The sequence below is a fragment of the Pseudomonas sp. B22(2017) genome, assembly GCF_002113105.1.
GTDB classification, from domain to species: Bacteria; Pseudomonadota; Gammaproteobacteria; order Pseudomonadales; family Pseudomonadaceae; genus Aquipseudomonas; species Aquipseudomonas asiatica.
Genome location: NZ_NEJN01000003.1, coordinates 519,581 through 543,768 on the forward strand (window position 1 = coordinate 519,581; position 24,188 = coordinate 543,768).

21 protein-coding genes, 1 tRNA gene and 1 pseudogene are annotated in these 24,188 nt (G+C 63.8%); 9 read left to right on the forward strand and 14 right to left on the reverse strand.

Going from position 1 to position 24,188, the window contains the following annotated elements:
- The first annotated feature begins 181 nt into the window (after window positions 1–181).
- Together CAG18_RS10010 and CAG18_RS10015 are read left to right on the forward strand one after the other, a co-directional pair.
- A complete protein-coding gene (locus CAG18_RS10010) occupies window positions 182–418 on the forward strand; it encodes a DUF6429 family protein (RefSeq protein WP_085720823.1) in 237 nt (78 codons plus the stop codon).
- A 182-nt stretch (window positions 419–600) separates the two neighbouring features.
- Window positions 601–1,818 (forward strand): DUF3422 domain-containing protein, encoded by a 1,218-nt coding sequence (locus CAG18_RS10015; RefSeq protein WP_054572310.1) that lies wholly within the window; start codon window positions 601–603, stop codon window positions 1,816–1,818.
- 111 nt (window positions 1,819–1,929) lie between these two features.
- Here the strand turns inward: CAG18_RS10015 and CAG18_RS10020 are convergent, their stop codons facing one another.
- The 5 genes from CAG18_RS10020 to CAG18_RS10040 all read right to left on the reverse strand — a co-directional run bounded on the left by CAG18_RS10020 (window position 1,930) and on the right by CAG18_RS10040 (window position 9,138).
- Window positions 1,930–4,341 (reverse strand): DUF3772 domain-containing protein, encoded by a 2,412-nt coding sequence (locus CAG18_RS10020; RefSeq protein WP_085720824.1) that lies wholly within the window; start codon window positions 4,339–4,341, stop codon window positions 1,930–1,932.
- Window positions 4,342–4,397: 56 nt separating this feature from the next.
- Window positions 4,398–5,450: a bifunctional DNA-binding transcriptional regulator/O6-methylguanine-DNA methyltransferase Ada gene (gene ada / locus CAG18_RS10025; protein WP_015268912.1), complete on the reverse strand. Its 1,053-nt coding sequence runs from the start codon at window positions 5,448–5,450 to the stop codon at window positions 4,398–4,400.
- 147 nt (window positions 5,451–5,597) lie between these two features.
- On the reverse strand, window positions 5,598–6,224 hold the full coding sequence (locus tag CAG18_RS10030) for a DNA-3-methyladenine glycosylase (RefSeq protein ID WP_015268911.1): 627 nt from the start codon (window positions 6,222–6,224) through the stop codon (window positions 5,598–5,600).
- A gap of 74 nt (window positions 6,225–6,298) precedes the next feature.
- Window positions 6,299–7,477: an MFS transporter gene (locus CAG18_RS10035; RefSeq protein WP_023661336.1), complete on the reverse strand. Its 1,179-nt coding sequence runs from the start codon at window positions 7,475–7,477 to the stop codon at window positions 6,299–6,301.
- A 446-nt stretch (window positions 7,478–7,923) separates the two neighbouring features.
- A complete protein-coding gene (locus CAG18_RS10040) occupies window positions 7,924–9,138 on the reverse strand; it encodes an MFS transporter (RefSeq protein WP_085720825.1) in 1,215 nt (404 codons plus the stop codon).
- Between the two features lie 182 nt (window positions 9,139–9,320).
- On the opposite strand from CAG18_RS10040, the pseudogene CAG18_RS10045 reads away from it, so the two are divergent.
- Together CAG18_RS10045 and CAG18_RS10050 are read left to right on the forward strand one after the other, a co-directional pair.
- Window positions 9,321–9,892: pseudogene (locus CAG18_RS10045) on the forward strand (FecR family protein); the annotation flags it as partial.
- A gap of 100 nt (window positions 9,893–9,992) precedes the next feature.
- Window positions 9,993–10,069: transfer RNA gene (locus CAG18_RS10050), tRNA-Met, on the forward strand.
- Between the two features lie 101 nt (window positions 10,070–10,170).
- Here CAG18_RS10050 and CAG18_RS10055 read toward each other — a convergent pair.
- Complete coding sequence (locus tag CAG18_RS10055) at window positions 10,171–10,785, reverse strand: LysE family translocator (protein WP_085720826.1); 615 nt, start codon at window positions 10,783–10,785, stop codon at window positions 10,171–10,173.
- 225 nt (window positions 10,786–11,010) lie between these two features.
- Between CAG18_RS10055 and CAG18_RS10060 the strand changes: the two genes are divergently transcribed.
- Window positions 11,011–11,928 carry a LysR substrate-binding domain-containing protein gene (locus CAG18_RS10060; protein ID WP_085720827.1) on the forward strand — a complete coding sequence of 306 codons (918 nt, stop codon included), beginning with the start codon at window positions 11,011–11,013 and terminating at the stop codon, window positions 11,926–11,928.
- On the opposite strand, the gene CAG18_RS10065 is transcribed toward CAG18_RS10060, so the two are convergent.
- Window positions 11,868–12,449 carry a D-Ala-D-Ala carboxypeptidase family metallohydrolase gene (locus CAG18_RS10065; RefSeq protein WP_085720828.1) on the reverse strand — a complete coding sequence of 194 codons (582 nt, stop codon included), beginning with the start codon at window positions 12,447–12,449 and terminating at the stop codon, window positions 11,868–11,870. The two genes, CAG18_RS10060 and CAG18_RS10065, sit on opposite strands and share 61 nt — an antisense overlap.
- A 67-nt stretch (window positions 12,450–12,516) precedes the next feature.
- Between CAG18_RS10065 and CAG18_RS10070 the strand changes: the two genes are divergently transcribed.
- Entirely contained in the window at window positions 12,517–13,674 is a 1,158-nt protein-coding gene (locus CAG18_RS10070; protein WP_015268904.1) for a hypothetical protein, read from the forward strand.
- Window positions 13,675–13,690: 16 nt separating this feature from the next.
- Here the strand turns inward: CAG18_RS10070 and rimI are convergent, their stop codons facing one another.
- Together rimI and CAG18_RS10080 are read right to left on the reverse strand one after the other, a co-directional pair.
- Window positions 13,691–14,146: a ribosomal protein S18-alanine N-acetyltransferase gene (gene rimI / locus CAG18_RS10075; RefSeq protein ID WP_003256329.1), complete on the reverse strand. Its 456-nt coding sequence runs from the start codon at window positions 14,144–14,146 to the stop codon at window positions 13,691–13,693.
- Complete coding sequence (locus CAG18_RS10080) at window positions 14,143–14,928, reverse strand: hypothetical protein (RefSeq protein ID WP_041506271.1); 786 nt, start codon at window positions 14,926–14,928, stop codon at window positions 14,143–14,145. Before CAG18_RS10080 ends, rimI begins: the two co-directional genes overlap by 4 nt.
- Window positions 14,929–15,367: 439 nt before the next feature.
- Between CAG18_RS10080 and mksB the strand changes: the two genes are divergently transcribed.
- Genes mksB through mksF form a run of 3 tightly spaced genes read left to right on the forward strand, consistent with a single transcriptional unit; the run spans window position 15,368 to window position 20,185 of the window.
- Window positions 15,368–16,657 carry an Mks condensin complex protein MksB gene (mksB, locus tag CAG18_RS10085; protein ID WP_024086237.1) on the forward strand — a complete coding sequence of 430 codons (1,290 nt, stop codon included), beginning with the start codon at window positions 15,368–15,370 and terminating at the stop codon, window positions 16,655–16,657.
- Window positions 16,647–17,354, forward strand: a complete 708-nt coding sequence (gene mksE, locus CAG18_RS10090) for an Mks condensin complex protein MksE (RefSeq protein WP_013970824.1) — start codon at window positions 16,647–16,649, stop codon at window positions 17,352–17,354. Before mksB ends, mksE begins: the two co-directional genes overlap by 11 nt.
- Window positions 17,351–20,185, forward strand: coding sequence for an Mks condensin complex protein MksF (mksF, locus tag CAG18_RS10095; RefSeq protein ID WP_085720829.1), 2,835 nt, complete (start codon window positions 17,351–17,353; stop codon window positions 20,183–20,185). Before mksE ends, mksF begins: the two co-directional genes overlap by 4 nt.
- Window positions 20,186–20,328: 143 nt before the next feature.
- Here the strand turns inward: mksF and CAG18_RS10100 are convergent, their stop codons facing one another.
- From CAG18_RS10100 to rplU, 5 genes are all read right to left on the reverse strand, one after another.
- Window positions 20,329–20,790 (reverse strand): CreA family protein, encoded by a 462-nt coding sequence (locus CAG18_RS10100; RefSeq protein ID WP_015268900.1) that lies wholly within the window; start codon window positions 20,788–20,790, stop codon window positions 20,329–20,331.
- Window positions 20,787–21,905, reverse strand: coding sequence for a glutamate 5-kinase (gene proB, locus CAG18_RS10105; RefSeq protein ID WP_015268899.1), 1,119 nt, complete (start codon window positions 21,903–21,905; stop codon window positions 20,787–20,789). Before proB ends, CAG18_RS10100 begins: the two co-directional genes overlap by 4 nt.
- Before the next feature lie 85 nt (window positions 21,906–21,990).
- A complete protein-coding gene (cgtA, locus tag CAG18_RS10110) occupies window positions 21,991–23,217 on the reverse strand; it encodes an Obg family GTPase CgtA (RefSeq protein ID WP_013970821.1) in 1,227 nt (408 codons plus the stop codon).
- 189 nt (window positions 23,218–23,406) lie between these two features.
- Window positions 23,407–23,664 carry a 50S ribosomal protein L27 gene (gene rpmA / locus CAG18_RS10115; protein WP_003247464.1) on the reverse strand — a complete coding sequence of 86 codons (258 nt, stop codon included), beginning with the start codon at window positions 23,662–23,664 and terminating at the stop codon, window positions 23,407–23,409.
- A gap of 38 nt (window positions 23,665–23,702) precedes the next feature.
- Window positions 23,703–24,017 carry a 50S ribosomal protein L21 gene (gene rplU, locus CAG18_RS10120; RefSeq protein ID WP_003247466.1) on the reverse strand — a complete coding sequence of 105 codons (315 nt, stop codon included), beginning with the start codon at window positions 24,015–24,017 and terminating at the stop codon, window positions 23,703–23,705.
- Window positions 24,018–24,188: the final 171 nt, after the last annotated feature.

Here is a 24,188-nt window from a genome sequence, read left to right on the forward strand (position 1 = left end):
GCTCCCACAGGGATAGCGCAGGCCTGAAGGGCAGCACCGTACCTGTGGGAGCGGGCTTGCCCGCGAAAAGGCCGGTACAGGCTTCACAGGATATGTCGCAAAAAAGCCATTTCGAGAACACGTTTGGCAAACATGTCGCTGGCAGCGACACATAGATGCAGCACTGAACGAGGCCGAGATCATGACCTATGACGACAAGTTGATCGAAGAAGCTGTACTTGCCCTGTTAGCCACCTTCAGCTTCAACGGAGGCAGTGCCTGGAAAGGTTTTGACTTCGAGGTAATGAACAATCTGCATGAGCAAGGCTTTATTACTCAACCGCGGGGCAAGGCGAAATCAGTTCGGTTGACACCTGAAGGCATGGAACGAGGGAAGCAAATCGCAGATCAGCTGTTCGCTGAAAAAACCGAACAGTAATGATACCGGGACTTCTTTGCGGCGCAGGCCTGAAGGGCAGCGCGCTACCTGTGGGAGCGGGCTTGCCCGCGAAGAGGCCGGCACAGGCGACACAAAACTCTGCGCCCGCGTGACTTTCCCCTCCCCCCGCAAAGTCCCACTTCCTGGTACCCCCACAATCACAACACCAGGCCGGACCACCCATGCACCCTCAACGCACCGCCTTGCACAACGAGCTGCACGCCCGCCCGTCACTGTATTTCGACGGCCCGGCGCATGTCTTCCACCTGGCCTTGCTCGGCGGCGATGCTGCCTGTGCGGCACTGCTGCAACGCTGCTGCCCGGATGCCCTGGACACCGCTGCCGCCCAAGGCATCACCCGCCTGGATGGCCATCCGTTCAAGTGGGAACGGCACACCGAGTTCTTCACCCTGACCCTGGTGGTGCCCTGCACTGCCGCCGATACCGAGTGGCAGACGCTGCCGCCGGTGCTGGCCGAGGCTATCGCCCCGCAAGCGGCGCAGGTGATCAACGCGGTGCAGGTGCTGGTCCGTGACGAACAGGAACTGGACCTGCCCCACTACGGTTTCAAGGACCCGTGCGGCTCCTGCGTCGGCGGTGGCGATGCGGTGGTGTGGAGCGATTTTCGCCTGACCGAAGACGGCACCAACCGCTTCCTGTTCATCAACCGTCGCCTCAATGCCTACCGCCAGGGCCGCATGATCCGCCGTCTGCTGGAGATCGAGACCTACCGCATGATGGCCTCGCTGACCCTGACCACGGCCAAGGACCTGAGCCAGGAACTGGATGCCTTCGACAAGACCCTGGTCAACCTCTCGGAGCGAAGTGCCGGTGTCGATGACCATGATTCCAAAGGCTTGCTGGAAGCCATTGCCCACCTGTCACGCCAGGTGGTCAGCCGTACGGTGAAAACCCGCCACCGCTTCGGCGCCACGCAAGCCTATGCGCAACTGGTGTTCGAACGCCTGGGCGAGCTGCGGGAAAGCCATGTGGGCGACTGCCAGCGCCTGGGGGTTTTCATCGAACGCCGGTTCAAGCCGACCGTGCGCTACTGCGCGGCCACCGAGCAGCGCCTGGAGCAGCTGGCAAAGAATGTGGCCAACCTGGGCGACCTGTTGCAGGCGCGGGTACAGGTGGAAATGGAAGAGCAGAACGCCGAGATCCTGCGCAGCCTCAATGCCCGGGCTGATGCCCAGGTGAAGATTCAACGGGCGGTGGAGGGGCTGTCGATCATTGCCATCACCTACTACCTGCTGAACTTGTTCAAGCTGCTGTATGGCGGGCTGAATGTGCTGGGGTTGGGGCTGACGGCGCGGGATGGGCTGTTGGCCATGGCGCCGCCTGTGCTGTTGGTGTTGCTGGTGATTTTGCTGAGGATCAGGCAGGCCAAGCAGCATTGAGGCAGGGGGCTGCCTTGCAGCCCAATCGCCGGCAAGCCAGCTCCCACAAGGACCGCGTCGACTTCAAGCCATACGCAGTACCTGTGGGAGCTGGCTTGCCGGCGATTGGCTTCACACCGACTCGTCAGCCGAGCGAGCGCCCTCCTGCACCAACACCATGCTCTGCGGCGACGACAGGGGGATGCCCTCGTCACGCAGGCGCCCAAGGATGGTGAACAACAGGTCACTGCGCGTACCGGACACCTGCCGCGGCCCCGCCACGTAACCACTCACACCTATCACCATGCCGCTGCTGGTCAGGTCCTTGAAAGTGACCGAGGTAGCCGGCGCATCCAGAATCGCCTCGTGCTCCTGGTAAGCCGCCAGCAGCAGTTCACGCACGCGGTTGGCATCGGTCTCCAGCGGCATGGTCAGGGTAATGCCGACCACGCCCAGGGCGTTGCCCATGGTCACGTTACGCACGTTCTGCGAGATGAACTGCGAGTTGGGCACGATAACCGTCGAGCGGTCGGACATCTGGATCTCGGTGGCGCGCACGTTGATACGGCGAATGTCGCCCTCGACACCCGCCAGGCTGACCCAGTCGCCCACCTTGACCGGGCGCTCGGTCAGCAGGATCAGGCCGGAAATGAAGTTCTGCACGATCTGCTGCAAGCCGAAACCGATACCCACCGACAGGGCACTGACCACCCAGGTCAGGCTGGTGAGGTTGATGCGCAGGGTCGACATCACCAGCATGGCCAGGAAGATAAAGCCCAGGTAACCCACCAGAGTCACCAGCGAGGCACGCATGCCGGCGTCCATGTCGGTTTCCGGCAGCAGGCGATCGCTCAGCCAGCGCTTGACCACGCGGATGGCGAACAGGCCGCCGAGGAACATCACCACTGCCAGCAAAATGTCCTGAGGGACAATGTTCATGTTGCCCAGCAGCTTGCCGCCGGTCTCGTCCCAATCACCCAGGCTCAACAGCAGTTCGCTGGGGCTGGTGCCCGACGGCATCAGTGCCAGCAACAACGCCAGGAACAGCACCACGGTGCGGCCGATACCGGCCAGGATGGTGCTGGCCTGGGCCTGGTGACGTGGCGCCAGGCCCAGGGTCGAGGCCAGCGCCAGGCCGCCGGGCTGGCGGGGCGACAGCAAGGTTTCGCAGAGGTCGCCAAAGAACGTGGTCAGCAGGTAGGCACAGGTAATCACCAGGCTGACCCACAGCAGCTTGGCGGTGAGGAAGTAGGCGAGTGTCAGGTAACCGGCGAGCAAGGCCAGCAGGATCAACGTAAGCCAGATCACCATCACGAACGGGATCAGCCCGGCCAGGCCTGTGGGGCGCTCCAGGTCATGCTTGCGCAGGGTGCGGCGGTAACGCAGCAGCGCACCGGCGAAGGTGAACGCCACTACCAGCGCGGTCAGGCCGTTGACCGCCACGGTCAGCGCCAGGCTGGCACCGATCACGCTGTTGATGCGTTCCATGGTCATCATGACCATCAGCGCCAACGCCAGCACCTTGGGGAACCAGCCCAGGGCGCTGGCCACTTCATCGTGAATAGGTGGCAGGCGCCAGGACGGGCGCTGCAGCATCAGCATGGCGCGGCCCAGGCCGGTGATGAAGGCACTGAACACCACCAGGGCAAGTACATGATTGGCCAGGCTGGCGATATCGGCGCCCAACTCGGCGCTGCTCTCCAGCCCCCAACGCAGCAGCGAGACCGAGCCGGCGATGGTGCCCAAGGTTGCCAGGCTGACACCCAGCGCCAGCGCACTGCGGCGCAGGCGGCCTTCGGGCAGCCAGCTGACCATGGCGCCGGCGAGAAGGCGCTCGAGCACGCGGCGCACCAAGGTCCAGACCAGGATTGCCGCTACCAGGCTGGTAATGAACAGCCAGCGATTTTCAGCGCTGAAGGCACTGCTGATGGCATCAGCCGTCTCACCACGCAGGTCACGCAGGCGTGCCACATCGTCCTGGGTGGGGCGAATGATGCTCTGCCAGAACGCCGGGCTCAGCGGTGAGGCCGCGCGGCTGGTGATCTGCGAGTTGAACTGGCTGCGGCGCAGGTTGACGATTTGCGTGGACAAGTCGCGCGCCGACTGGGTCAGCTTGGAGGCCTGATCCCGCTGCGCCACCAAGGCCTTCTTCTCGGCCTCCAGCGCTTTACGCTGCTGGGTCAGGGTAGCCGCCTCGTCCGGCTGGACCGGGCCGATGACCTTGAGCTTGTCGTCGACTTTTTCAACATCAGTGCTGCGCAGGGCAGTCAACGCGTCGGCCTGACGCTGCACCTGCATTGCGCCCAGGCGCAACTGCGAAAGCAGATCATCATTGGCGTCGCTGGTAACGCCCTGGCGTATCTGGTCCAGCCGCTCGCTCAACTGCTCGATGCTGGCGTTTTCATCCAGCACGTCCGCTTCGGCAACCGCCAGATTGGACAATGGCGTGGCCGGGGCCGACCAGGCCGGGCTGGCAATGGCAAGCATCAGGGCCATGAAAACCATCAGGCCTGGACAATAACGGGCAAGGCTGACACGCCTCATCGAATATTCCTCTTTACAATTCGATTTGGCGGAGGATTCTACGCGGCTTCACGCGATCAGGAGAGTGCCGTTTCTCGTTTGAGCAACTGCTGTTTGCGCTCGATGCCCCAGCGGTAGCCACTGATGTCGCCGTCGCGGCGGACCACCCGATGACAGGGGATGGCCACGGCGATGTGGTTGGCCGCGCAGGCCATGGCCACCGCACGCACCGCCTTGGGCGCGCCGATGCGCTCGGCGATGTCGGTGTAGCTGACCCGGCTGCCGGCCGGCACCTCGCGCAGGGCTTGCCACACCCGCTCCTGGAACGCAGTGCCTTGCACATCCAGTGGCAAGGCCAGGCCCAGCGCGGGTGCTTCGACGAATCCCACCACCTCGGCGACCAACCGTTCGTAAGCACTGTCGCCGCCGACCAGGTGGGCCTTGGGGAACTGGTCCTGCAGGTCGTGCAGCAGGGCCTCGGGATCGTCGCCCAGCAGGATCGCGCAAATGCCCTTCTCGCTCTGGGCCACCAGGATGGCACCCAAGGAGCATTGGCCAAGGGCGAAGTGGATGGTTGCCCCGGCGCCGCCGGCGCGGTATTGCCGCGGACGCATGCCCAGGCGCTGGTCGGCGCTTTCGTAGAAGCGGCTGTTGGAGTTATAGCCGGCGTCATAGATGGCATCGGTGACAGAGCGCTGGCCATCTTCCAGGTGGGCGCGCAGGCGCCGGGCACGGAAAGCGGTGGCATAGGCCTTGGGGGTCAGACCGGTTTCGGCCTTGAACAGGCGATGCAGGTGAAAAGGGCTGACGGCCAGTTGGGCGCTGAGTTGGTCGAGGCTGGGTGCCGGGTCGATGGCTTCGATCAGGCGGCAGGCGCGGGTGACCAGCTGGCTGTGGCGGGTGGCGCTGGTGGTGGCGGTGCAACGTTTGCAGGCGCGGTAGCCGGCGGTTTCGGCGGCAGCTGGGGTGTCGTAGAACTCGACGTTGGTTCGCTTGGCAAGACGCGATTTGCAGCCGGGGTGGCAGTAGATGCCGGTGGTGCGCACGGCGTAGACGAAGTGGCCGGTGGCGGCGGTTTCGCGGGATTCTACGGCTTGCCAGCGTTGGTCGGGGGTGGTGTAGGGGTTCATTGGTAAATGTCCAGATAGGTTGTTGCCTGTGCCGGCCTCTTCGCGGGCCTGCCCGCTCCCACAGGTACTGCATAGCCTTTCAAGGCTGTGGAATCCTTGTGGGAGCGGGCTTGCCCGCGAAAGGGCCGGCACAGGCAGTGCAAAACCTCAGGCCCGCCACAGGTACCAGGCCGCCACGGTGCGGTATGGGCGCCAGCCGCCACCCAGCGAACGCATTTGCGCCGGCGTCGGCGCCTTGTCCAGCCCCTTCAGCCGCCGATAACCCTCGCGCACGCCAAAATCGTCGACCGGCAGAACGTCCGAACGCGCCAGGCTGTAGATCAGCAACATCTCCACCGTCCACCGCCCTACCCCGCGCAATGCCACCAGCCGTTCGATCAACGCCTCGTCAGCCATGGCCAGTGCCTCTTCCCGGCTCGGCACCAGGCCATCCAGCCGGCCTTGGGCAATACCCTGGATCGTCGCCATCTTGCTCGCGGAAAAACCACAGGCGCGCATGGTTTGCGGTGCAACCGCCAGCAACTGTTCCGGCCCAGGGAAACTGGCCTCCGGAAACAGCGCCAAAAGCCGCCCCAGAATTGCCTCGGCAGCACGGGCATGCAACTGCTGGTAGGCAATCGCTCGCACCAGCACTTCGTAAGGTTCACGCCCCGGCGTGGCCTGGTGCAGGCAAGGCCCGGTCGCCTCGATATGCCGCGACCAGTCCGGGTCGAGCGCCGCAAGGTATTCAGTGGCCTCACGGTAGGCTTCAGGCGATAGGTCGGACAGGATCATGGCACCTCCAACGGGTCGATTGCAGGCCCAGCTTAACGCAGCCGTTCATCGGACAAACGCCGATTCTTGCGCGGCTAATTCCTGGCAGGGTATTGCTCGGCACCATCGCCCCGCAACCGCACCGTGCGCCGGTAAGACTGCCGGGCAAAGCACACGAACAACCCGGCCATCAGCGCCAGCGCGATGGGCAGACCATGCGGCGCCACATCCATCGCCGCACCGCTGACCAGCGGCCCGACCAGGCTACCCACACCCCACAGCAAGCCCACGCTGGCATTGGCGGTAACCAGGTCCTGCCCCTTGAAGCGCTGCCCGATCAGTACCAGCGCCAGGGTATAGATGCCGCCTGCCACGGCGCCCAGCAGCACCAGCAGCGGCCATAGCAACCAGGTCAGGTTCAGCAGCCAGGGCAGGCCGATACCGATCGCCATCGCCAGCAGCCCGCATACCAGGTGCAGCCCGGTGCGCTCCACCCGGTCGGCCAACCAGCCAAGCGGCAACTGGAACAACATGTCACCGGCAAACACGACGGTCACCATCAGCGCCGCCACGCCCACGGCAAAGCCATGGCTGGTGGCATACACCGGCAGCAGCGACAGCACCACGGCATCGAAGAACGAGAAGAACAGCACCGCCACGCATAACGCCGGCGCCACACGGAAGAAGCCGGCCAGGCCGAAGCTCTTTTCACCTTCTTCATGTTCCACATGGTCGTTGGGTACGGTCAGCACGATGCACAGCAGCGCCAGGCCATAGCAGGCGGTGACCACACCGGTGATCCACGGGCTGTCGGCGCCCAGCACCGCCAGCATGGCCGGGCCGAGCACCTGGAAGCCGGTAAAGCTGGTGGCGTACAGGGCCATGATCTTGCCGCGGTTGTGCTCCGGGCACAGTTCGTTGACCCACGACTCGCCGAGGATGATGGCGATACCCATGCCCAGCCCCAGGCCCAGGCGCAACAGCGCCAGCTGCCACAGCGAGCCGAACGCCGACTCGAGCAAGGCAATGCTGAGCGTGCACAGGCTGAAGCACAGCAGGTAGATGGTGCGCCGGGTCAGGTGGCGACAGCAGGCGTCGACCAGGAACGCCGAGAGCATCATGCCCGCAGCGGGGATGGCCGAGATGATGCCGATTTCCAGGGTGCTCGCACCGGCTTCATGCAGGCGCAACGACACCAGCGGCAGGCTGGCCCCCAAACTGAAACCCACGACCGAAACGGCGAACAACAGGCCCGCCAGCAAACGCATGTTCATGTACCACTCCTTGCAAACCGAAAAGACGTGCAGACACAGGCGCGCACGCCAGGGCGGCGAGCGACGCGAAAGCGCAGATCAGTTCAGGCGAGGTGTGGCGAGAAGGTGAAGGCAAAAAGCACGCTGCGGCGACGCTTGAGCACCGTGTCGCTCGGCCACGCACGACGCAGGGCCTGGAGGGCAGGCTGGCGGGCGTTTGGCAGGGACTGGGTACGGCACATTGCTTTGACTACTACGCAGGTGGTTGAAGAAAGGGCGGACTCTAGGCCAAGGGTGGTCAAGTCGTCAAATTTCGGAGAGCAACCGCCTTGCATGCTCTCCAGACCTGCGCGGGCCCTTGTAGGAGCAGCCTTGTGTTGCGAAGAGGCCGGCAAGACAACAAATTGTCTTCGGCAGTAATGGCCTCTTCGCAGCACAAGGCTGCTCCTACAGGTTCTGTGCATCTTTCAGCGCTTGCCGGTACTTGGCAAGAACACCGCCAGCAACCCGAACAACGGCAGGAACGAACACACCTCGTATACGTACTCGATGCCACGCAGGTCCGCCACATACCCCAGCAAGGCCGCACCGATGCCACCAAAGCCGAACATCAGCCCGAAGAAGATCCCGGCAATCATGCCCACGCTGCCCGGTACCAGCTCCTGCGCATACACCACGATCGCGGAAAACGCCGAAGCCAGGATAAAGCCGATCACCACGCTCAACACGGTGGTCCAGAACAGATCGGCATACGGCAACACCAGGGTGAACGGCGCCACGCCGAGGATCGAGAACCAGATCACGGCCTTGCGCCCGATGCGGTCACCGATCGGCCCGCCAAAGAAGGTACCCGCCGCCACCGCACCAAGGAACAGGAACAGGTGCAGCTGCGAGCTGGCCACCGACACATCGAACTTCTCGATCAGGTAGAAGGTGAAATAGCTGGTAAAGCTGGCCATGTAGAAGTACTTGGAGAACACCAGCAGGCCCAGCATGATCAGCGCCGCCACCACCCGCCCGCGGGAAATGCCGTGGGTCGCCTGCACAGCCTTGCGCGCCTTGGCTTGGTTGAGGTGCTCCTTGTACCAGCCACGCAGCATCAGGGTGACGCCGAGAAAGAACAGCGCAGCCAGGCCGAACCAAGCCACGTGGCTCTGGCCGAACGGGATGACAATGGCTGCCGCCAGCAGCGGCCCCAGAGCCGACCCGGTGTTGCCACCGACCTGGAAGGTCGACTGGGCCAGGCCGAAGCGCCCGCCCGATGCCAGGCGCGCAATACGCGAGGTTTCCGGGTGGAAGGTCGACGAGCCGATACCCACCAGGGCCGAGGCCAGCAGAATCATCGGGAAGCTGCCGACGAAGGCCAGCATCACGATACCCACCAGAGTACACAGGGTGCCCAGTGGCAGCAGGTTCGGTGCCGGTCGGCGATCGGTAAAGAAGCCGACCCAAGGCTGCAGCAGCGAGGCGGTGATCTGGAACGTCAGGGTGATCATGCCGATCTGGGCGAAACTCAGGTCGTAGTTGGCCTTGAGCATCGGGTAGATCGCCGGCAGCACAGACTGGATCAGGTCATTGATCAGGTGCGCCAGGGCGCAGAAACCGATTATGCGCATCACCAGCGGCGTGGCTTGGCTCGCCGCCGCACTGGTGGGCGCCGTGGAAGCGCTACTGATAGCCATGTGCCTGAATCTCCGTCCGTATTTTGGGATCCGATTATCGGAAAACAAATAGATACATAGCTACCTTTTATTTCCTTTGTCCGCGACTCACTTGAAAATGGTTCTCAATATAATTAGCATCCTTGGCCAAAATACCCGTCATCGTTGGGCGAAACGGCCCTAATCGCGAGCACACCCACCCCATGAGCCCAATGCCCGTTCGCGTCCGTCCACGGCAGATCAACGCGCACCGCAGCCATCTGGGCAAATGGCTGGCGCTATTGTTCCTCCTGGGGCTGGCCGCTACCGCCTACCTGTACTGGCCGCTGATACAGCGCCTGGGCAGCGAACTGCATACCGATGCAGGTGAGCGCCGCAGCATCCGCCTGGCCGATGGCACCACCCTGCACCTGGGCAGCGCCAGTGCGATGAACGCCGACCTGCGTGGCCGCACGCGCCAACTGCACCTGGTGCAGGGCCGGGTATACCTGGAAGTGATGCTCGACGGCAGGGCCATGGAAATAGCAGTGGGCGACGCGCGCATCCAGGTGTTCGGTACCCACCTGCAGGTCGCCCGCCATGCAGGCCATGACGAACTGGTGGTACTCATGGCAAGGCCATGGTTATCCAAGGCAGCGAACAGCGCATGGTATCGATGGGTGAGCGGGTAACCTTCGATGGCGCGCATATCGGCCCGGTACGGAAAGCCGACCTCAAAGCCGCCGGTGGCTGGCGCAGCGGGCAGATGAAAGCCGGTGACATGCCGTTGGGCAAGGCAGAACCCGGGCCTGGCCGCTAAGTTTTTGAAAGCGTGCAAATTTTTTTTGAAATGAGTGTTGACAGGGGGGCCGTTCAAGAGAATAATGCGCGCCATCGGCTACATAGCTCAGTTGGTTAGAGCATAGCATTCATAATGCTGGGGTCCGGGGTTCAAGTCCCTGTGTAGCCACCAAACAAGACGAAGGGCTTACCGCAAGGTAAGCCCTTTTTCTTCGCCTGCGGAAAATTACCACAGGCCTGCACCCTTCCCGCACAGGGCATGCAATTGCCACCTCAACGCATTCCGGTCACCGCCACGGCCAGGCCCAACCCGATCAGCGCCAGGCCGATTACCCGGTCCACCAGCCTTTGCCGCTCGATCATCGCCTTGCGCAATGCCGCGCTGGAGAAGAACACCGCCACCAGGCTGAACCACAGCCAGTGGGCAACGGACATGAAAGCGCCGTAGGCAAAATCCAGCACCAACGAGCCGCCCGGTTGCACCACCTGGGTGAAGGCACTGATCACGAACAGCATGGTCTTGGGGTTGAGGGCGTTGGTCAGAAAGCCCGTGCGCAGGGCCTGCGTTACGCTGGTGGCTGATGCGGCAACCCCGTCGAGGCCGATACGCCGGGTGTTGGTCAGCGACTGGAAACCCAGGTAGACCAGGTAACCCGCACCCAGCACTTTCATGCCCAGGAACAGGGTCGGGCTCTGGCTGATGATCACCGCGATGCCCAGCACCGTGTACAGGACGTGCACCTGCACCCCCAGGGCAATCCCTACGGCAACAGCCAGCCCGGCCTTGCGGCCCTGTGCATAACTGCTGCGGGTGACCATGGCGAAGTCGGCACCGGGGCTGATGACGGCGAGCAGGGTGAACAGGGCGACGGCAATGAGTTCGGTCATGCTGGTGGCTCTCGATAGACGATGGAAATGCACAGACCAGGTCATTATCGAGAGCTTATAGCCCAGCAAAAATCGATTTATAGTGAGGTAAATCTGATAGCTTTCCTCACAGATATCTAGCGCCTGTGTCGGCCTCTTCGCGGGTAAACCCGCTCCTACAGGGGCGGCGCATCGCCTGTGTGCGGGTTTACCCGCGAGAGGCCGGCACAGACAAACAGGAATGCCATGAAACTGCCGCCACTCAACGCCTTCCGCTACTTCGACATAGCCGCCCAGACCGAGAGCTTCGTGCGCGCCGCCGAGCACCTGCATGTCACCCATGGCGCAGTCAGCCGCCAGGTGCGTCTGCTTGAAGAAAGCCTTGGTGTGGAGTTGTTCGAGCGCCGCAACCGGGCCATTTTCCTCACCCCTGCCGGCCGTGCCTTGCAGGGCACCACCCAGGCGATCTTCGAGCAGCTCGAAGGCGCCGTGCAGCGTTTGCAACAACAGGCCCGCGACAACGTACTGGTGCTGTCGTGCGAGCCGACCATCGCCATGCGCTGGCTGATCCCGCGCCTGCCCCGCTTCCACGCCGCCCATCCCGACCTGCAGTTGCACCTGGTGGCCGCTGGCGGGCCATTGGACTTCGCACGTAGTGGTGTCGACCTGGCAATTCGCCGCGATGACTTCCACTGGGACAAACAGCTGTACAACCAGAAGATCTGCGACGAATGGATCGGCCCGGTCTGCCACCCCACCGCCCCCCTCCAACTCGAAGGCCAGCGCTTGCTGCACAGCGCCACCCGCCCCGGCGCCTGGCCCAACTGGCTGCGCCTGAGCGGCCAACAGGTCCGGCACACCGAGCGCAGCGACTACCAGCACTTTTACCTGTCGATTCAGGCCGCCAGCGCCGGCTTGGGCCTGGCCATGGCCTCAGCCCTCATGGTGCGCGACGAACTCGACAATGGGCAGTTGCAGGCACCGTTCGGCTTCGTGCGTGACGGCTCGGCCTACCACCTGCTCAGCCCCTTGCCGCTGGAAGACGACGGCAAGCGCCAGCGCTTCGCCACGTGGGTGATGGGCGAATGCAGGAGCTGCCTGGCTCATCTGGGCTTGATACAGAACGACGAACCCGCACGGCCGTCACTACCCCAGGTACGGTAACCCGCGGTATCCACATGAATACGCCCGGAGGGGTAGCGCCCCAGGCCCATGTTCCAGGCCTGGCCGTATTGCTGCCAGAACCGGCACAGCGGGTTGGGGTCCGCCCAGTCGGGCAGCAGGATATCGACAGCGAACGCCCGGGCATGGGCGCTGTTGGCCGCCCCGCCGGCGCAGGCATTCAGACGCGGGGCTCGATAGGCTGAAACCACCTCGAACTGACGCAGGATGCCCTGGTCATGAAGCGTCTTTATCAGCGAGAGCGTCGAGCGCACTGCCGGCCAGTTGCTGGCGGGCGGCACGGCGAAGGGGGACGCGTGGCACAGCTTCCAGTCCGAAGCCGAACGCAGCAGCTGATGGATCGGCACCACGCCATAAAGACGGGCATCCACAAGCATCTCGCGAAATGGCCGTGTCTGATGGTCCCCGGCCCATTGCGCGAACAACCAGATATCACGCTCATCGGCCTGCGCTCCTGCACCCAACATGCCCAGCACCAGCGGCAGCCATCCAGCCCTTTTCATCCCTGCTCCCCTTGCCACAGTATGTGCCACGCTGCCGAATACGGCTGCGCCCAACAAGGAGTTAAGCATGCACAAGATGGCATTACCGAGCCTTGCCGCCCTGGCCTTCAGCGGCCTTGCAGCCGCCGATGCGCGAATCGACCTGGGCGACGCCCAGCGCGTCACCCGCCTTTTCGCCTTCCCCAACAACTGCCACGTGATCTGTTATCGCGACTGGACCCTGGAGCAAACCGTAGAACACTATCTGACACAGAGCGTACGCCGCGACGGCCATGCCGCGGCCCAGGTGCATGTAAGCCGCGACAACGATCGCCTGCACGCAAACATCAGTGGCGTACCCGCCAACTATGCAAAACCCCTGCGCAAGCTGCTCGACAGCGGTGAACTGGCCTATCAGGCGGCCACCCGGCTGAACGAGGACGGCAAATGGTCCTACGACTGGTATCTGTTCCTGCCGCTGGGCATGGCCCTGCAGAACCGCCGCAGCATCGAACTGCTGCACTTCCCGCCGGACTACTCGCTGACCCAGGCCCAGGACTACCTGCGCTCCAACACCACCGACCGCTGGGCTGAGCTGTTGACATTCAACGGCGTCGACGCCAGCCAGACCCCGGCCTACCAGACCATCATCGATATCGCTCCCATCGCCGCACCCGCCAGCGCGGGTGAAACGCTGAAGGAAACCTACAGCTACTTCAAGGACTACCAGGTGCGCATGGTCAGCGAGATGACCCTGCAAAACCCCGCCAGGCCTCTGCCGATGGTGGCATTCGGCGCGCCGGTACGCAGCTGGATCCAGCAGCAGTACGGGCCGCAGGTTAATGTGCTGGGCCTGGTCAGCATCAGCCCGCAGGCAGGTGCCAAGGTACCGGTACTGGGTGCCAACCACCCTAGTGCCATCTGGTATGCGGCAGACAAGGACAGCCACGGCGGCAACCAGGATGCAGCTGATGCTGCCGGCTTGAAAATGATGGGGCAGGACCTGACGGCAGCCTGCTGGCAGGCAGGGATGGGGCGCAATCAACGGGCCGATGCCAAGCTGACGCTGGATGCCTGCTCGACCAAGTGGCAGGTTACACAGAAGAAACAGACCTGCGAGCTGTTCTTCCGCACCATTCGCAAGTACACGCCGGAGCAGGCGGCGGCAAAATGCAATACCGGCAGCGTGACCAGAAGCCTGCGCGACCTGGCCAAGCCGATGGAGGCTCAGCCACAGGACCTGTGATTGAAGCCCGCCCTGCTCAATCTTCGAGCAGGGTGCAGGCCATCACCAAGGCGTCTTCACGGCCGCCGGCAACCGGGTAATAGTCGCGGCGGCGGCCGATTTCGTTGAAACCATAGCGTTCGTACAAACGATAGGCCGACTGGTTGCTGGCACGCACTTCCAGGAAGCACTCGCGGCCATTGAGCTGGTAGGCCCGGGCCATTAGGTGCTCGAGCAGGCGCAGGCCCAGGCCGCGGCCCTGGTTTTCCGGCTTGACGGTGATGTTGAGCAGGTGGGCCTCGTCGATGATCACGTTGATCACGCCATGGCCCACCTGCTGCTGGCCGTCGAACATCAGCCAGACTTCATACGATTTGAGCGCATCCTGAAAGATCCCTCGAGTCCAGGGATGACTGAACGCGGCATATTCGATCTTAAGTACGGCATCCAGATCCGCCTCGGTCATCCGGCGGAAGCTGATCGAGTCACTCATTCAACGCTCTTCCAGCGCGCCATCAGCTGGCGCATGGCTTTCCAGACGTCCGCCTTGCGCTGCGGCTCGTCCATCAACAGTTCAAGGCCCGGCAAGGCCCAGGCTTCGCCCAGGCCCTCGAGCTTCAGGGTTTGGTAATAGGCTTCGCCGTCGACATTGGCGGCAAAGCGCAGCGCCGGCAGGCCGACCAGCCACAGGCAGGTGCACGGGGCGTCCTCCAGGCGCGCCTGGACAAAGCCCTGGACAAAATCGCGCGCCGCCTCCGGGCCCTGGTCCATGTTGCCGCGCACCAGCAGCGGCCAGCGCACCGGCTCGCCGATGATCTGCGGTGCGTCGGGCAGGCCGGCGGCGCGCAGCATGTCCTTGAGCAGCAGGTACGACGGGTCGCGGCTCTGGAACGGCTGGCCGGTGGCCAACTCCACCAGTAGCAGGCAGCTGCCGGCTCGTAGCAGCTGCAGCGAGAAGCGCGGGGGTGGCACCATGGCCGGGCGCGGTGGCGTGGCTTGCTCATCGGCCTCGACAGGCTTGGCGGCCGGCTTGGGCGCACTGCCCGGGCGCGGAATCTCGATTTTCGGCCGCTCGCCGGAGCGGGCCTGGGGGGTGACTGGCGCCTCGTTGGCAGCCGGTGCCGGCCTGACGTCGAAGTCGAGGTCCTCGACCGGCGCCACCGGCAGCAGCAGCTCGGGCCGCGACGGTGCGGCGAACGGCAGTTCGGCGCGCGGCAGCCAGTGCACCACTTGCATGGCGGAAAGGTAGGCGCGGCGACGGGGTTCGGTGAGCAAGGGGCGGGTTTCCGAGGGGTGGAGACAATAGGGGATTCTAACGTGTACGCCGTGGTTTTTGCAGCGCCTATCAGACCGAGCGCCGCGCGGGCGGCGCTTCGCGGGGCGAGCCCGCTCCCACATTTGTTGCAACGTGGCCATGCCTGTGAAAGAGGTGTTGTCAGCCTTGGTGCACGGCTTGAGGCAAGTGGGGCGGCAGCAGCGCCAGCCCTGAAGTCCAGCCGGCCCAACAAGGCTGGCAACCATGGCCTGTCAGGTTCGGCACGTTGCAACAAATGTGGGAGCGGGCTCGCCCCGCGAAGCGCCGCGCGGGCGGCGCTCGATCTCACAGGCACCACAAAAACCAAGACGTACTCCACCATTACAGACCAAGGGGTGAAAACCTCCCCCCCGGATGCAGTACAATCGCCCCCTTTTTCTTGGCAACGAGTCGAAGCCAATGATCGAACCCAAGCGCGTCCTGCGCGCCCTAGCCGAACACTGGGCCCTGATCGAGCCGCTGTGCGAGCGTTTCGACCAGGGCACCCTGAGCCTGGTCGAATTGCGTCAGCATGTGGCCCGCCAGCAGGTCGAGAGCACCCCGCAGGACATCACCCAGCTGCTCGACGTGTGGATCCGCCTGGATATCCTGGTCCCGGTGGCCAAGAGCCCGAACCGTTTCGAGCTCAACGCGCAGATCCACGACTTCCTCGCCTACCTGCGCCGCGAACACCGGCTGGGCCTGTGCCTGGAGATCGAAGCCTACCTGCGCCACCTGGAGCGCCTGGCCGGGCATATCCAGGACGCCTTCGACAACCGCGACAGCGACGACCTGGCGCGCCAGCTGCGCCTGCTCGACATGCGCGTGCGCGATGTACTGAAGAAGCTCGACAACGACGAACAGGCACTGGTGGCCGTGGCCGAGCGGGCCAAGACCAGCAACCGCCAGATCCCGCTGCGCCAGCGCTATGCCGAAGTACTGGCGACCTGGGACGAGTATGTCGAGCCGATGATCCAGCTGGTCAACGCCGACGGCGCCTTCGAACAGGGCGTGCGCAAGGTCGAGACCGTGCTGCTGAAGCTGCTGGGCGAACAGGCGCGCCTGGGCCACCTGGTCGACGACGACATGCTGCTGCGCACCCATGCGCGCATCCTGGAAATGCAGACCAGCGCCCAGCTGACCCTGCGCCACGCCCGCGAATTGCTGCTGCCGCTGCGTGAAGAAGCCCGCCGGCACAACGCCGTGACCCGTGGCGCCGCACTGGCCCTGTCGGTGATCCGGCGCAAGGGCATCGACGCCGTACCGCAAGCGGCCATGCCGATGTTCACCCGCCCGCAAAGCACCTTCCTCGGCAGCGCCAGCCAGGTCGAGGCCTATGTCTACGCCCTGGCCCGCTTCGAGCCCAAGCCGGCGCGCTTCCCCAAGGCCCACAAGACCCAGTCCGGCGCCCTGCCCCGCGCACCGCGCACGGTCAAGGAAATGGCCGAACGCTGCGAACAGGCCCTGCCGCTGCCCGACCTGATGGTCTGGCTGCTGGAGCAGGAACCCGAAGGCGCCACCGACGAGCTGCTGTACTGGTTCTCGCGCCTGTCGCGGGAAAAGCGCTTCAAGCGCGAACGCCTCGACCGCCGCGAGTACATCACCCAGGAACACCTGGTCAGCCTGCGCTCGTTCGCCCTGACCTCCAGCCGCGAAGACGCCGCCAGCGCGCCTACCGAATCCAACGCGAGCCCAGCCCATGCATCTTGATCTTTCCGAACTGTCCCAGCTCGCGCCGATCTTCCGCGAGCTGTTCAAAGGCTTCCACGTCAGCCGCCGCGACCCCGAGCTGTATGCCCAGCTGTCGAACTTCCAGGACCAGTACCGCACCCTGTTCAAGGCCCTGGGCTTCGAACTGGTGTGCGACACCCGTGGGTTCTACTACTTCGTGCCGGACATGACCGCCGCGCAGGTCAACAAGACCGCGCAGCGCCTGTCGCTGTTCACCTTCATCCTGGTCGAACACCTGGCCGACCAGGGCCGCGACCCGATGGCCGTGCTCGATGGCGGCAGCATCGGCCGTGACGAACTGCCCTCGCTGCTGGACAAGTACCGCGACCTGTTCCTGCAGGCCGAAGTGCAGACCGTGGACGAGCTGGAAGAAAAAATCCTGCGCCGCATGACCCAGCTCGGCTTCGCCTTCGAGGAAGGCGGCATCTACCGCTTCCTGCCGCCGATGCATCGCTTCCTCGACGTGTGCCTGGCCGTGCAGCAGGACCGCGACCTGGCAGCCACCCTGCACAGCGACCTGCCGCTGCCGACCCCGGTACTGGTCGAGGAAGAAAGCCCCGAAGAACTCAACCGCACCGACGACCCGCTCGACCTCAGCCCCTTCGAGGGCGAGGAAAGCGAAGAGGAAGCCCTGGCCCGGGCCATCCGCGAAGAGCAACAGGAGATTGACGCATGAGCCAGGAACGCTACGGCATCCGCCGCTTCGCACTGCTCAACACCGCCGGCTACAGCCTTGGCCTGTTCCCGCTGGAGCAACCACTGTCGGTATACGGTGCCAACAACCTGGGTAAATCGGCGTCGATCAACGCCCTGCAGTTCCCGATCCTGGCGCGCATGTCGGACATGAGCTTCGGCAAGTACAGCCTCGAGCAGTCGCGCCGCTTCTACTTCGCCAGCGATACCTCGTACATTCTCTGCGAACTGAGCCTGCCCCACGGCCCGCACGTCATCGGCGTTGTCGGCCGCGGCCCGGGCGGCGGTTTCGGCCACCAGTTCTTTGCCTACAAGGGCGAACTGGACCTGGCCCACTACCAGAAGAACGACACCTGCCTGCGCCAGAAAGAGCTGTTCACCAACCTCGAGCGCCTGGGGATCAAGGCCTACGAGCTGAAGCCGGACGAACTGCGTCGTCTGCTGGTCGGTGGCCACACCTCGGTGCCGCTGGACCTGACCATGATCCCGCTGCGCTCGACCAGCGAGCAAAGCCTGAAAACCTTCCGCGCGCTGTTCATCAACCTGCTGCACATGCGCGAAATCACCGCCGCCAAGCTCAAGCAGCTGTTCCTCGACGCCTTCGAGCACAGCCTGCGCTCCGGCAGCGTCGACTACATCGCCGCGTGCGAGGAAGCCTTCCGCGACGTGCGCCGCATGGAACAGGACTACAACGCCCTGGTCGCCGCCGGCCCGCTGGTCGAGGCCCTGGCCGGTGGCGTGGCCCAGCGCGACATCCTGCGCGGCAAGCTGCACCGCATTTCACCAGTGCTCGACACCCTGCTGGGCACCTGGCAGGAATACGCCATGGCGCGCAAGGAAGAGCTGGTGATCCAGGCCGAGCACTACCGTGGCGAGCAGGACCGCCTGCAGAACGACCAGCGCGGCGGTACTCAGGAACTGATGCGCCTGGAGCGTGAAATTACCGGTATCCAGCGCTGGCTGGGCGAGCTGTCGGTGCTCAAGCATCGCTTCGCCCTGGTCGATGACGTCAAGGTGCTGGAGCAGCAACTGCTGGCGGCCAAGGACGCCCACGACGAACTGGCCGGCGCCCTGGCCCAGTCGCGGCAGTTCAGCGCCGAAGACCTGGACGAACGCGTCCGCGACCTGGAAAAGCGCCTGAAGCAGGTCAAGCAACAGCTCGACCACGCCGACAACAACAGCTACGCCCGCCTGCGCGAAGAGTTCTCGCAGCAGGACGTCGACCGCCTGATGCGCCTGTTCAATGGCGCGCTGTTCAGCCTGCCGCTGGGTGAGCGCGGTATCGAACTGGACGACAGCGACCTGTGGGTAAAATCGCTGGAAGCGGTGCTCGACGGCTTCAAGGGCGAACGCTTCGAAGCCCCGGGCCTGTCCATCGACCTGTCGCACATCGACCCACCGGCACTGCAGGCCCTGGCCGACCGTGCCGCCCTGCGTGACCAGAAAGAGCGCCTGGAAAAAGAGCTGAAGCAGCTCAAGACCCAGCAAGCCGTGGCCGCCGACCGCTCCGCCTCCAAGGCGCAGACCGAGGCCCTGTACCAGGAAGTACTGGACGCGCAGAAAGCGCTGGAAGACTTCCGCCGCAGCGAAACCCTGGCCGCCGAAGAGCCCGAGAAGCTGGAGCAGCTGTCGCAGCTCGAAGCCGCCCAGGACGAACTCAAGCGCTCCAGCGACGCCTTCACCGAACGCGTCCAGCAACTGTCGGCCAAGCTGCAACTGGTCGGCCGGCAGATCGGCGACCTCGAGGCCAAGCAGCGCACCCTGGAAGACGCCCTGCGCCGTCGCCAGCTGCTGCCGGCCGACCTGCCCTACGGCACGCCGTATATGGAAGCCATCGACGACTCGATGGACAACCTGCTGCCACTGCTCAACGACTACCAGGACAGCTGGCAGAGCCTGCAGCGCGTGGACAACCAGATCGAGGCGCTGTACGCCCAGGTACGCCTGAAAGGCGTGGCAAAGTTCGACAGCGAAGACGACATGGAGCGCCGACTGCAGCTGCTGGTGAATGCCTACGCGCACCGCACCGACGAAGCCTTGACCTTGGCCAAGGCCCGCCGCGCAGCGGTCACCGACATCGCCCGGACCCTGCGCAACATCCGCAGCGACTACGACAGCCTCGAGCACCAGTTGGCGCTGTTCAACCGCGAGATCAACAGGCGCCAGGTATCCAACCTGGAGAGCTTCCGTGTGGTGCTGGCGCCGAACAAGGAAGCGCTCAAGCACATCGACCAGATCATCCACAGCGCCGGTCAGTACGAAGAAGGCGAAACCCTGTCGGTATTCGACCTGACCCAGAGCGCCGAGCAGGACAACAAGAACGAAGAGGCCAAGGAATACCTGGCACGGCTGGTGGCGGCCAACCACAACCAGCTGGGCCTGAAGGACCTGTTCGAGCTGGCGTTCGAGATCACCAAGGTCAACGGCCAGCCGGTGATCCATGCCGACATCGACGGCGCGGCATCCAACGGCACCACCATGACCATCAAGGCGCTGACCAACATGTACCTGTTGCTGCACCTGATGGACCGCGACCTGGCCGGGCGTATCCGCCTGCCGTACTACCTGGACGAAGCGGCGGACATCGACGAACGCAACCAGGCTGCACTGCTGGAGACCAGCCTGCAGCTCGGCTTCGTGCCGATCCTGGCGAGCGTGAAGCCGCAGGTGTCGGCGCGCGTGGCGATCGACCTGGAAGGTGGCAGTGGGCCGAATGGCATCTACATCGACGAGGCGGACTGGAAGTTCATCAGCCGTCGCGATGAGGTGAAGGCGGTTGTGCGTGAGGATCATCAGGCCGAGGAATTGGCCTGAGGTAATTGGGGCCGCTTTGCGGCCCTTTCGCCGGCAAGCCAGCTCCCACAGGTATTGCACAAGCCCCGAGGCCTGCACTGTACCTGTGGGAGCTGGCTTGCCGGCGATGGAGGCCGAAGGCCTCCCGGCGATCTGTCAGGCTATCAATGAGCCCAAGGCAGAATCGGAATCGCAGTCACCGCATTCTGCGGGCTGCCTTCGATCATGCGGTCGCTGTACACCAGGTACACCAGCGTATTGCGCTTCTTGTCGAGGAAGCGCACCACCTGCATGGTCTTGAACACCAGCGAGGTGCGCTCCTTGAACACTTCCTCGCCATCCTTCAGCTCACCCTTGAAGCTGATCGGCCCGACCTGACGACAGGCAATCGATGCCTCCGCCCGGTCCTCCGCCAACCCCAATCCACCCTTCACGCCGCCAGTCTTGGCCCGCGACAGGTAGCAGGTCACACCCTCGACCTTGGGGTCGTCGAACGCCTCGACCACAATGCGGTCATTCGGCCCGAGGAACTTGAACACGGTGGACACCTGGCCGATTTCCTCGGCCCCGGCCAGCATTGGCAGCACCAATGCCGCCACGCCGATTACCCGCTTCAGCACGCTCATACCAGCACCAGGTTGTCGCGGTGCACCAACTCCGGTTCTGCGCTGTAGCCCAGCAGGCTTTCGATGGCATCGGATGGCTGGCCGATGATCTTCTGCGCCTCAAGGGCGCTGTAGTTGGCCAGCCCACGGGCTACTTCCAGGCCGTCCGGGCCGACGCACACCACCATCTCGCCACGACGGAAGCTGCCCTGCACGGTCTTCACGCCAACCGGCAGCAGGCTCTTGTTGGCCTGGCGCAGCGCCTGCACGGCACCGGCATCCAGCACCAGGGTGCCACGGGTCTGCAGGTGACCGGCGAGCCACTGCTTGCGCGCGGCAAGCATGCCGCGCTCGGGCGACAGCAAGGTACCCAGGCGTTCGCCAGCCTTGAGGCGATCCAGCACGCGCTCGATGCGACCACCGATGATGATGGTGTGGGCACCGGAACGGGCAGCCAGGCGCGCGGCGCGCAGCTTGGTCTGCATGCCGCCACGACCCAGCGCGCCACCGGTACCGCCGGCCACGGCATCCAGTGCCGGGTCGTCGGCGCGAGCCTCGTAGATCAGCTGGGCTTCGGGGTTGTTGCGCGGGTCGGCGTCGAACATGCCATCGCGGTCGGTGAGAATCACCAGCAGGTCAGCCTCGACCAGGTTGGCCACCAGCGCCGCCAAGGTGTCGTTGTCGCCGAAGCGGATCTCATCGGTGACCACGGTATCGTTTTCGTTGATCACCGGTACCACGCCCAGGTCGACCAGCGTGCGCAGGGTGCTGCGGGCGTTCAGGTAGCGCTTGCGGTCGGACAGGTCGTCATGGGTCAGCAGGATTTGCGCGGTGTGCTTGCCGTGCTCGCCGAAGCTCGACTCCCAGGCCTGCACCAGGCGCATCTGGCCGATCGAGGCAGCCGCCTGCAGCTCGTTCATCGCACTCGGTCGCGACGTCCAGCCCAGCTGGCTCATGCCGGCAGCCACGGCCCCGGAGGAGACCAGTACCAACTCCACGCCTGCCTCACGCAGCGCGACCATCTGCTCGACCCAAACGGCCATGGCACCGCGATCGAGGCCTTTGCCATCGGCGGTCAGCAGAGCACTGCCAATCTTCACGACCCAGCGCTTGGCGCCCGTCACCTTGCTTCGCATCTTCTTCCAACCTATGTCGAATCTGTAGATACCGTGGATACAAAAACGCCGCTCCAAAGAGCGGCGTTTAGTGTACTGCAACCGGTCAGTCGCGCACGTAAATGATTTCCGGGCCGTCTTCGTCGTCCTCGAAATCATCGTCCCAACCATCGTCGTCGCCGATGTCGTGCACGCTCTTGACACCAGTACGGCGCAGGGTACGGGCGTCGTCCAGGGCCTGCAGCTGGGCACGGGCTTCGTCTTCGATGCGCTGGTCGAGGTCGGCCAGCTCTTCGGCGTAGGCCGGGTCGTTGGCCAGGCGGTCGGCGCGGTCTTCGAGGTAGCGCATCAGGTCGTGGCTGAGCTTTTCGGTGCCCTGCTTGGAGATGGCCGAAATCACGTAGACCGGGCCCTCCCACTGCAGGCGCTCGACCACTTCCTTGACCCGCTCGTCGCGCTCGTCATCCATGACCATGTCGGCCTTGTTCAGCACCAGCCAGCGCTCACGCTCAGCCAGCGACGGGCTGAAGCGGGTCAGCTCGTTGACGATGACTTCGGCGGCATCGGCTGGGCTGCTTCCGTCCAGCGGCGCCATGTCCACCAGGTGCAGCAGTACGCGGGTACGCGCCAGGTGCTTGAGGAAGCGGATACCCAGGCCGGCGCCTTCGGAAGCACCTTCGATCAGGCCGGGAATGTCGGCGATGACGAAGCTCTTCCAGCGGTCGACGCTGACCACACCCAGGTTCGGCACCAGGGTGGTGAACGGGTAGTCGGCCACTTTCGGCTTGGCGGCCGAAACCGAGCGAATGAAAGTGCTCTTGCCGGCATTCGGCAGGCCCAGCAGGCCGACGTCAGCCAGCACTTTCATTTCCATCTTCAGGTCACGCTGGTCACCTGGCTTGCCCGGGGTGGTCTGGCGCGGTGCACGGTTGGTGCTGGACTTGAAGCGGGTGTTGCCCAGGCCGTGCCAGCCGCCTTGGGCGACCATCAGTTTCTGGCCCGGGGTGACCAGGTCACCGATCACTTCCTGGGTGGAGGCGTCGATCACGGTAGTGCCGACCGGCACACGCAGGTACAGGTCGTCGCCCTTCTTGCCGGTGCAGTCGGTGCTGCCGCCGTTGGCGCCACGCTGGGCCTCGTGGTGACGGGTGTAGCGATAGTCGACCAGGGTGTTGAGGTTTTCGTCGGCGATCATGTACACCGAACCACCGTCGCCACCGTCACCACCGTTGGGGCCACCGTTCTCGATGAATTTCTCGCGACGGAAGCTCATGCAACCGTTGCCACCGTCACCGGCCTTGACCCGAATGGATACTTCGTCAACAAACTTCATTCAAAACCGCCTCTCGCCTGCTGGCGAGTTGAATACCTGAAAAACCTGAGGCTCTTGCAAAAATGAGCGCGGCGGCCCCGTACGACCGTAGAAACCCACGCCGGCAGCCCATACAAACAGCTTTGCAAGAGGCTCACCACAAACGAAAAAGCCCCGTCGCATGACGGGGCTTCTGGAGCGACGTCGCGATTAAGCGGCGACGATGCTCACGTAACGGCGCATGAACTCGCCTTTTTTCTCGAACTTGATCACGCCTTCGATCTTGGCGAACAAGGTGTGATCCTTGCCCATGCCAACACCGTAGCCAGCGTGGAATTCGGTGCCGCGCTGACGGACGATGATGTTGCCTGGCTTGATAACCTGGCCGCCATACATCTTCACGCCAAGGCGTTTCGATTCTGAGTCGCGACCGTTACGAGTACTACCACCAGCCTTCTTGTGAGCCATGGTTCAATTCTCCAAATAAATTCAGGGGATCTAGGGGATTAAGCCTGGATACCGGTGATTTTGATCTCGGTGAACCACTGGCGGTGGCCCATACGCTTCATGTGGTGCTTACGACGACGGAACTTGATGATGCGAACCTTGTCGTGGCGGCCTTGCGAAACGACTTCGGCCACTACTTTAGCGCCAGCAACAACTGGAGCACCGATGGTGACTTCTTCACCGTTGGCGACCAGCAGGACGCGATCGAAGGTCACGGATTCGCCAGTGGCGACTTCCAGTTTTTCGATCTTGAGGAATTCACCTTCAGCGACTTTGTACTGCTTGCCGCCGGTAACGATTACTGCGTAAGACATGGTATTTCTCCGATAATCCTGCTCACCCAGCGCTTTATATGATGAGTATTGGCTGGCATGGCTGCACAGGGCTGGAACGGCCCGGCGCAATTGCGTAAGGCAGGTGCTGCCCAGGAAGTTAGGGTGCGCGATTGTACGCAACCGCGGTTTTGCTTGCAAGTGCCGCCCCCG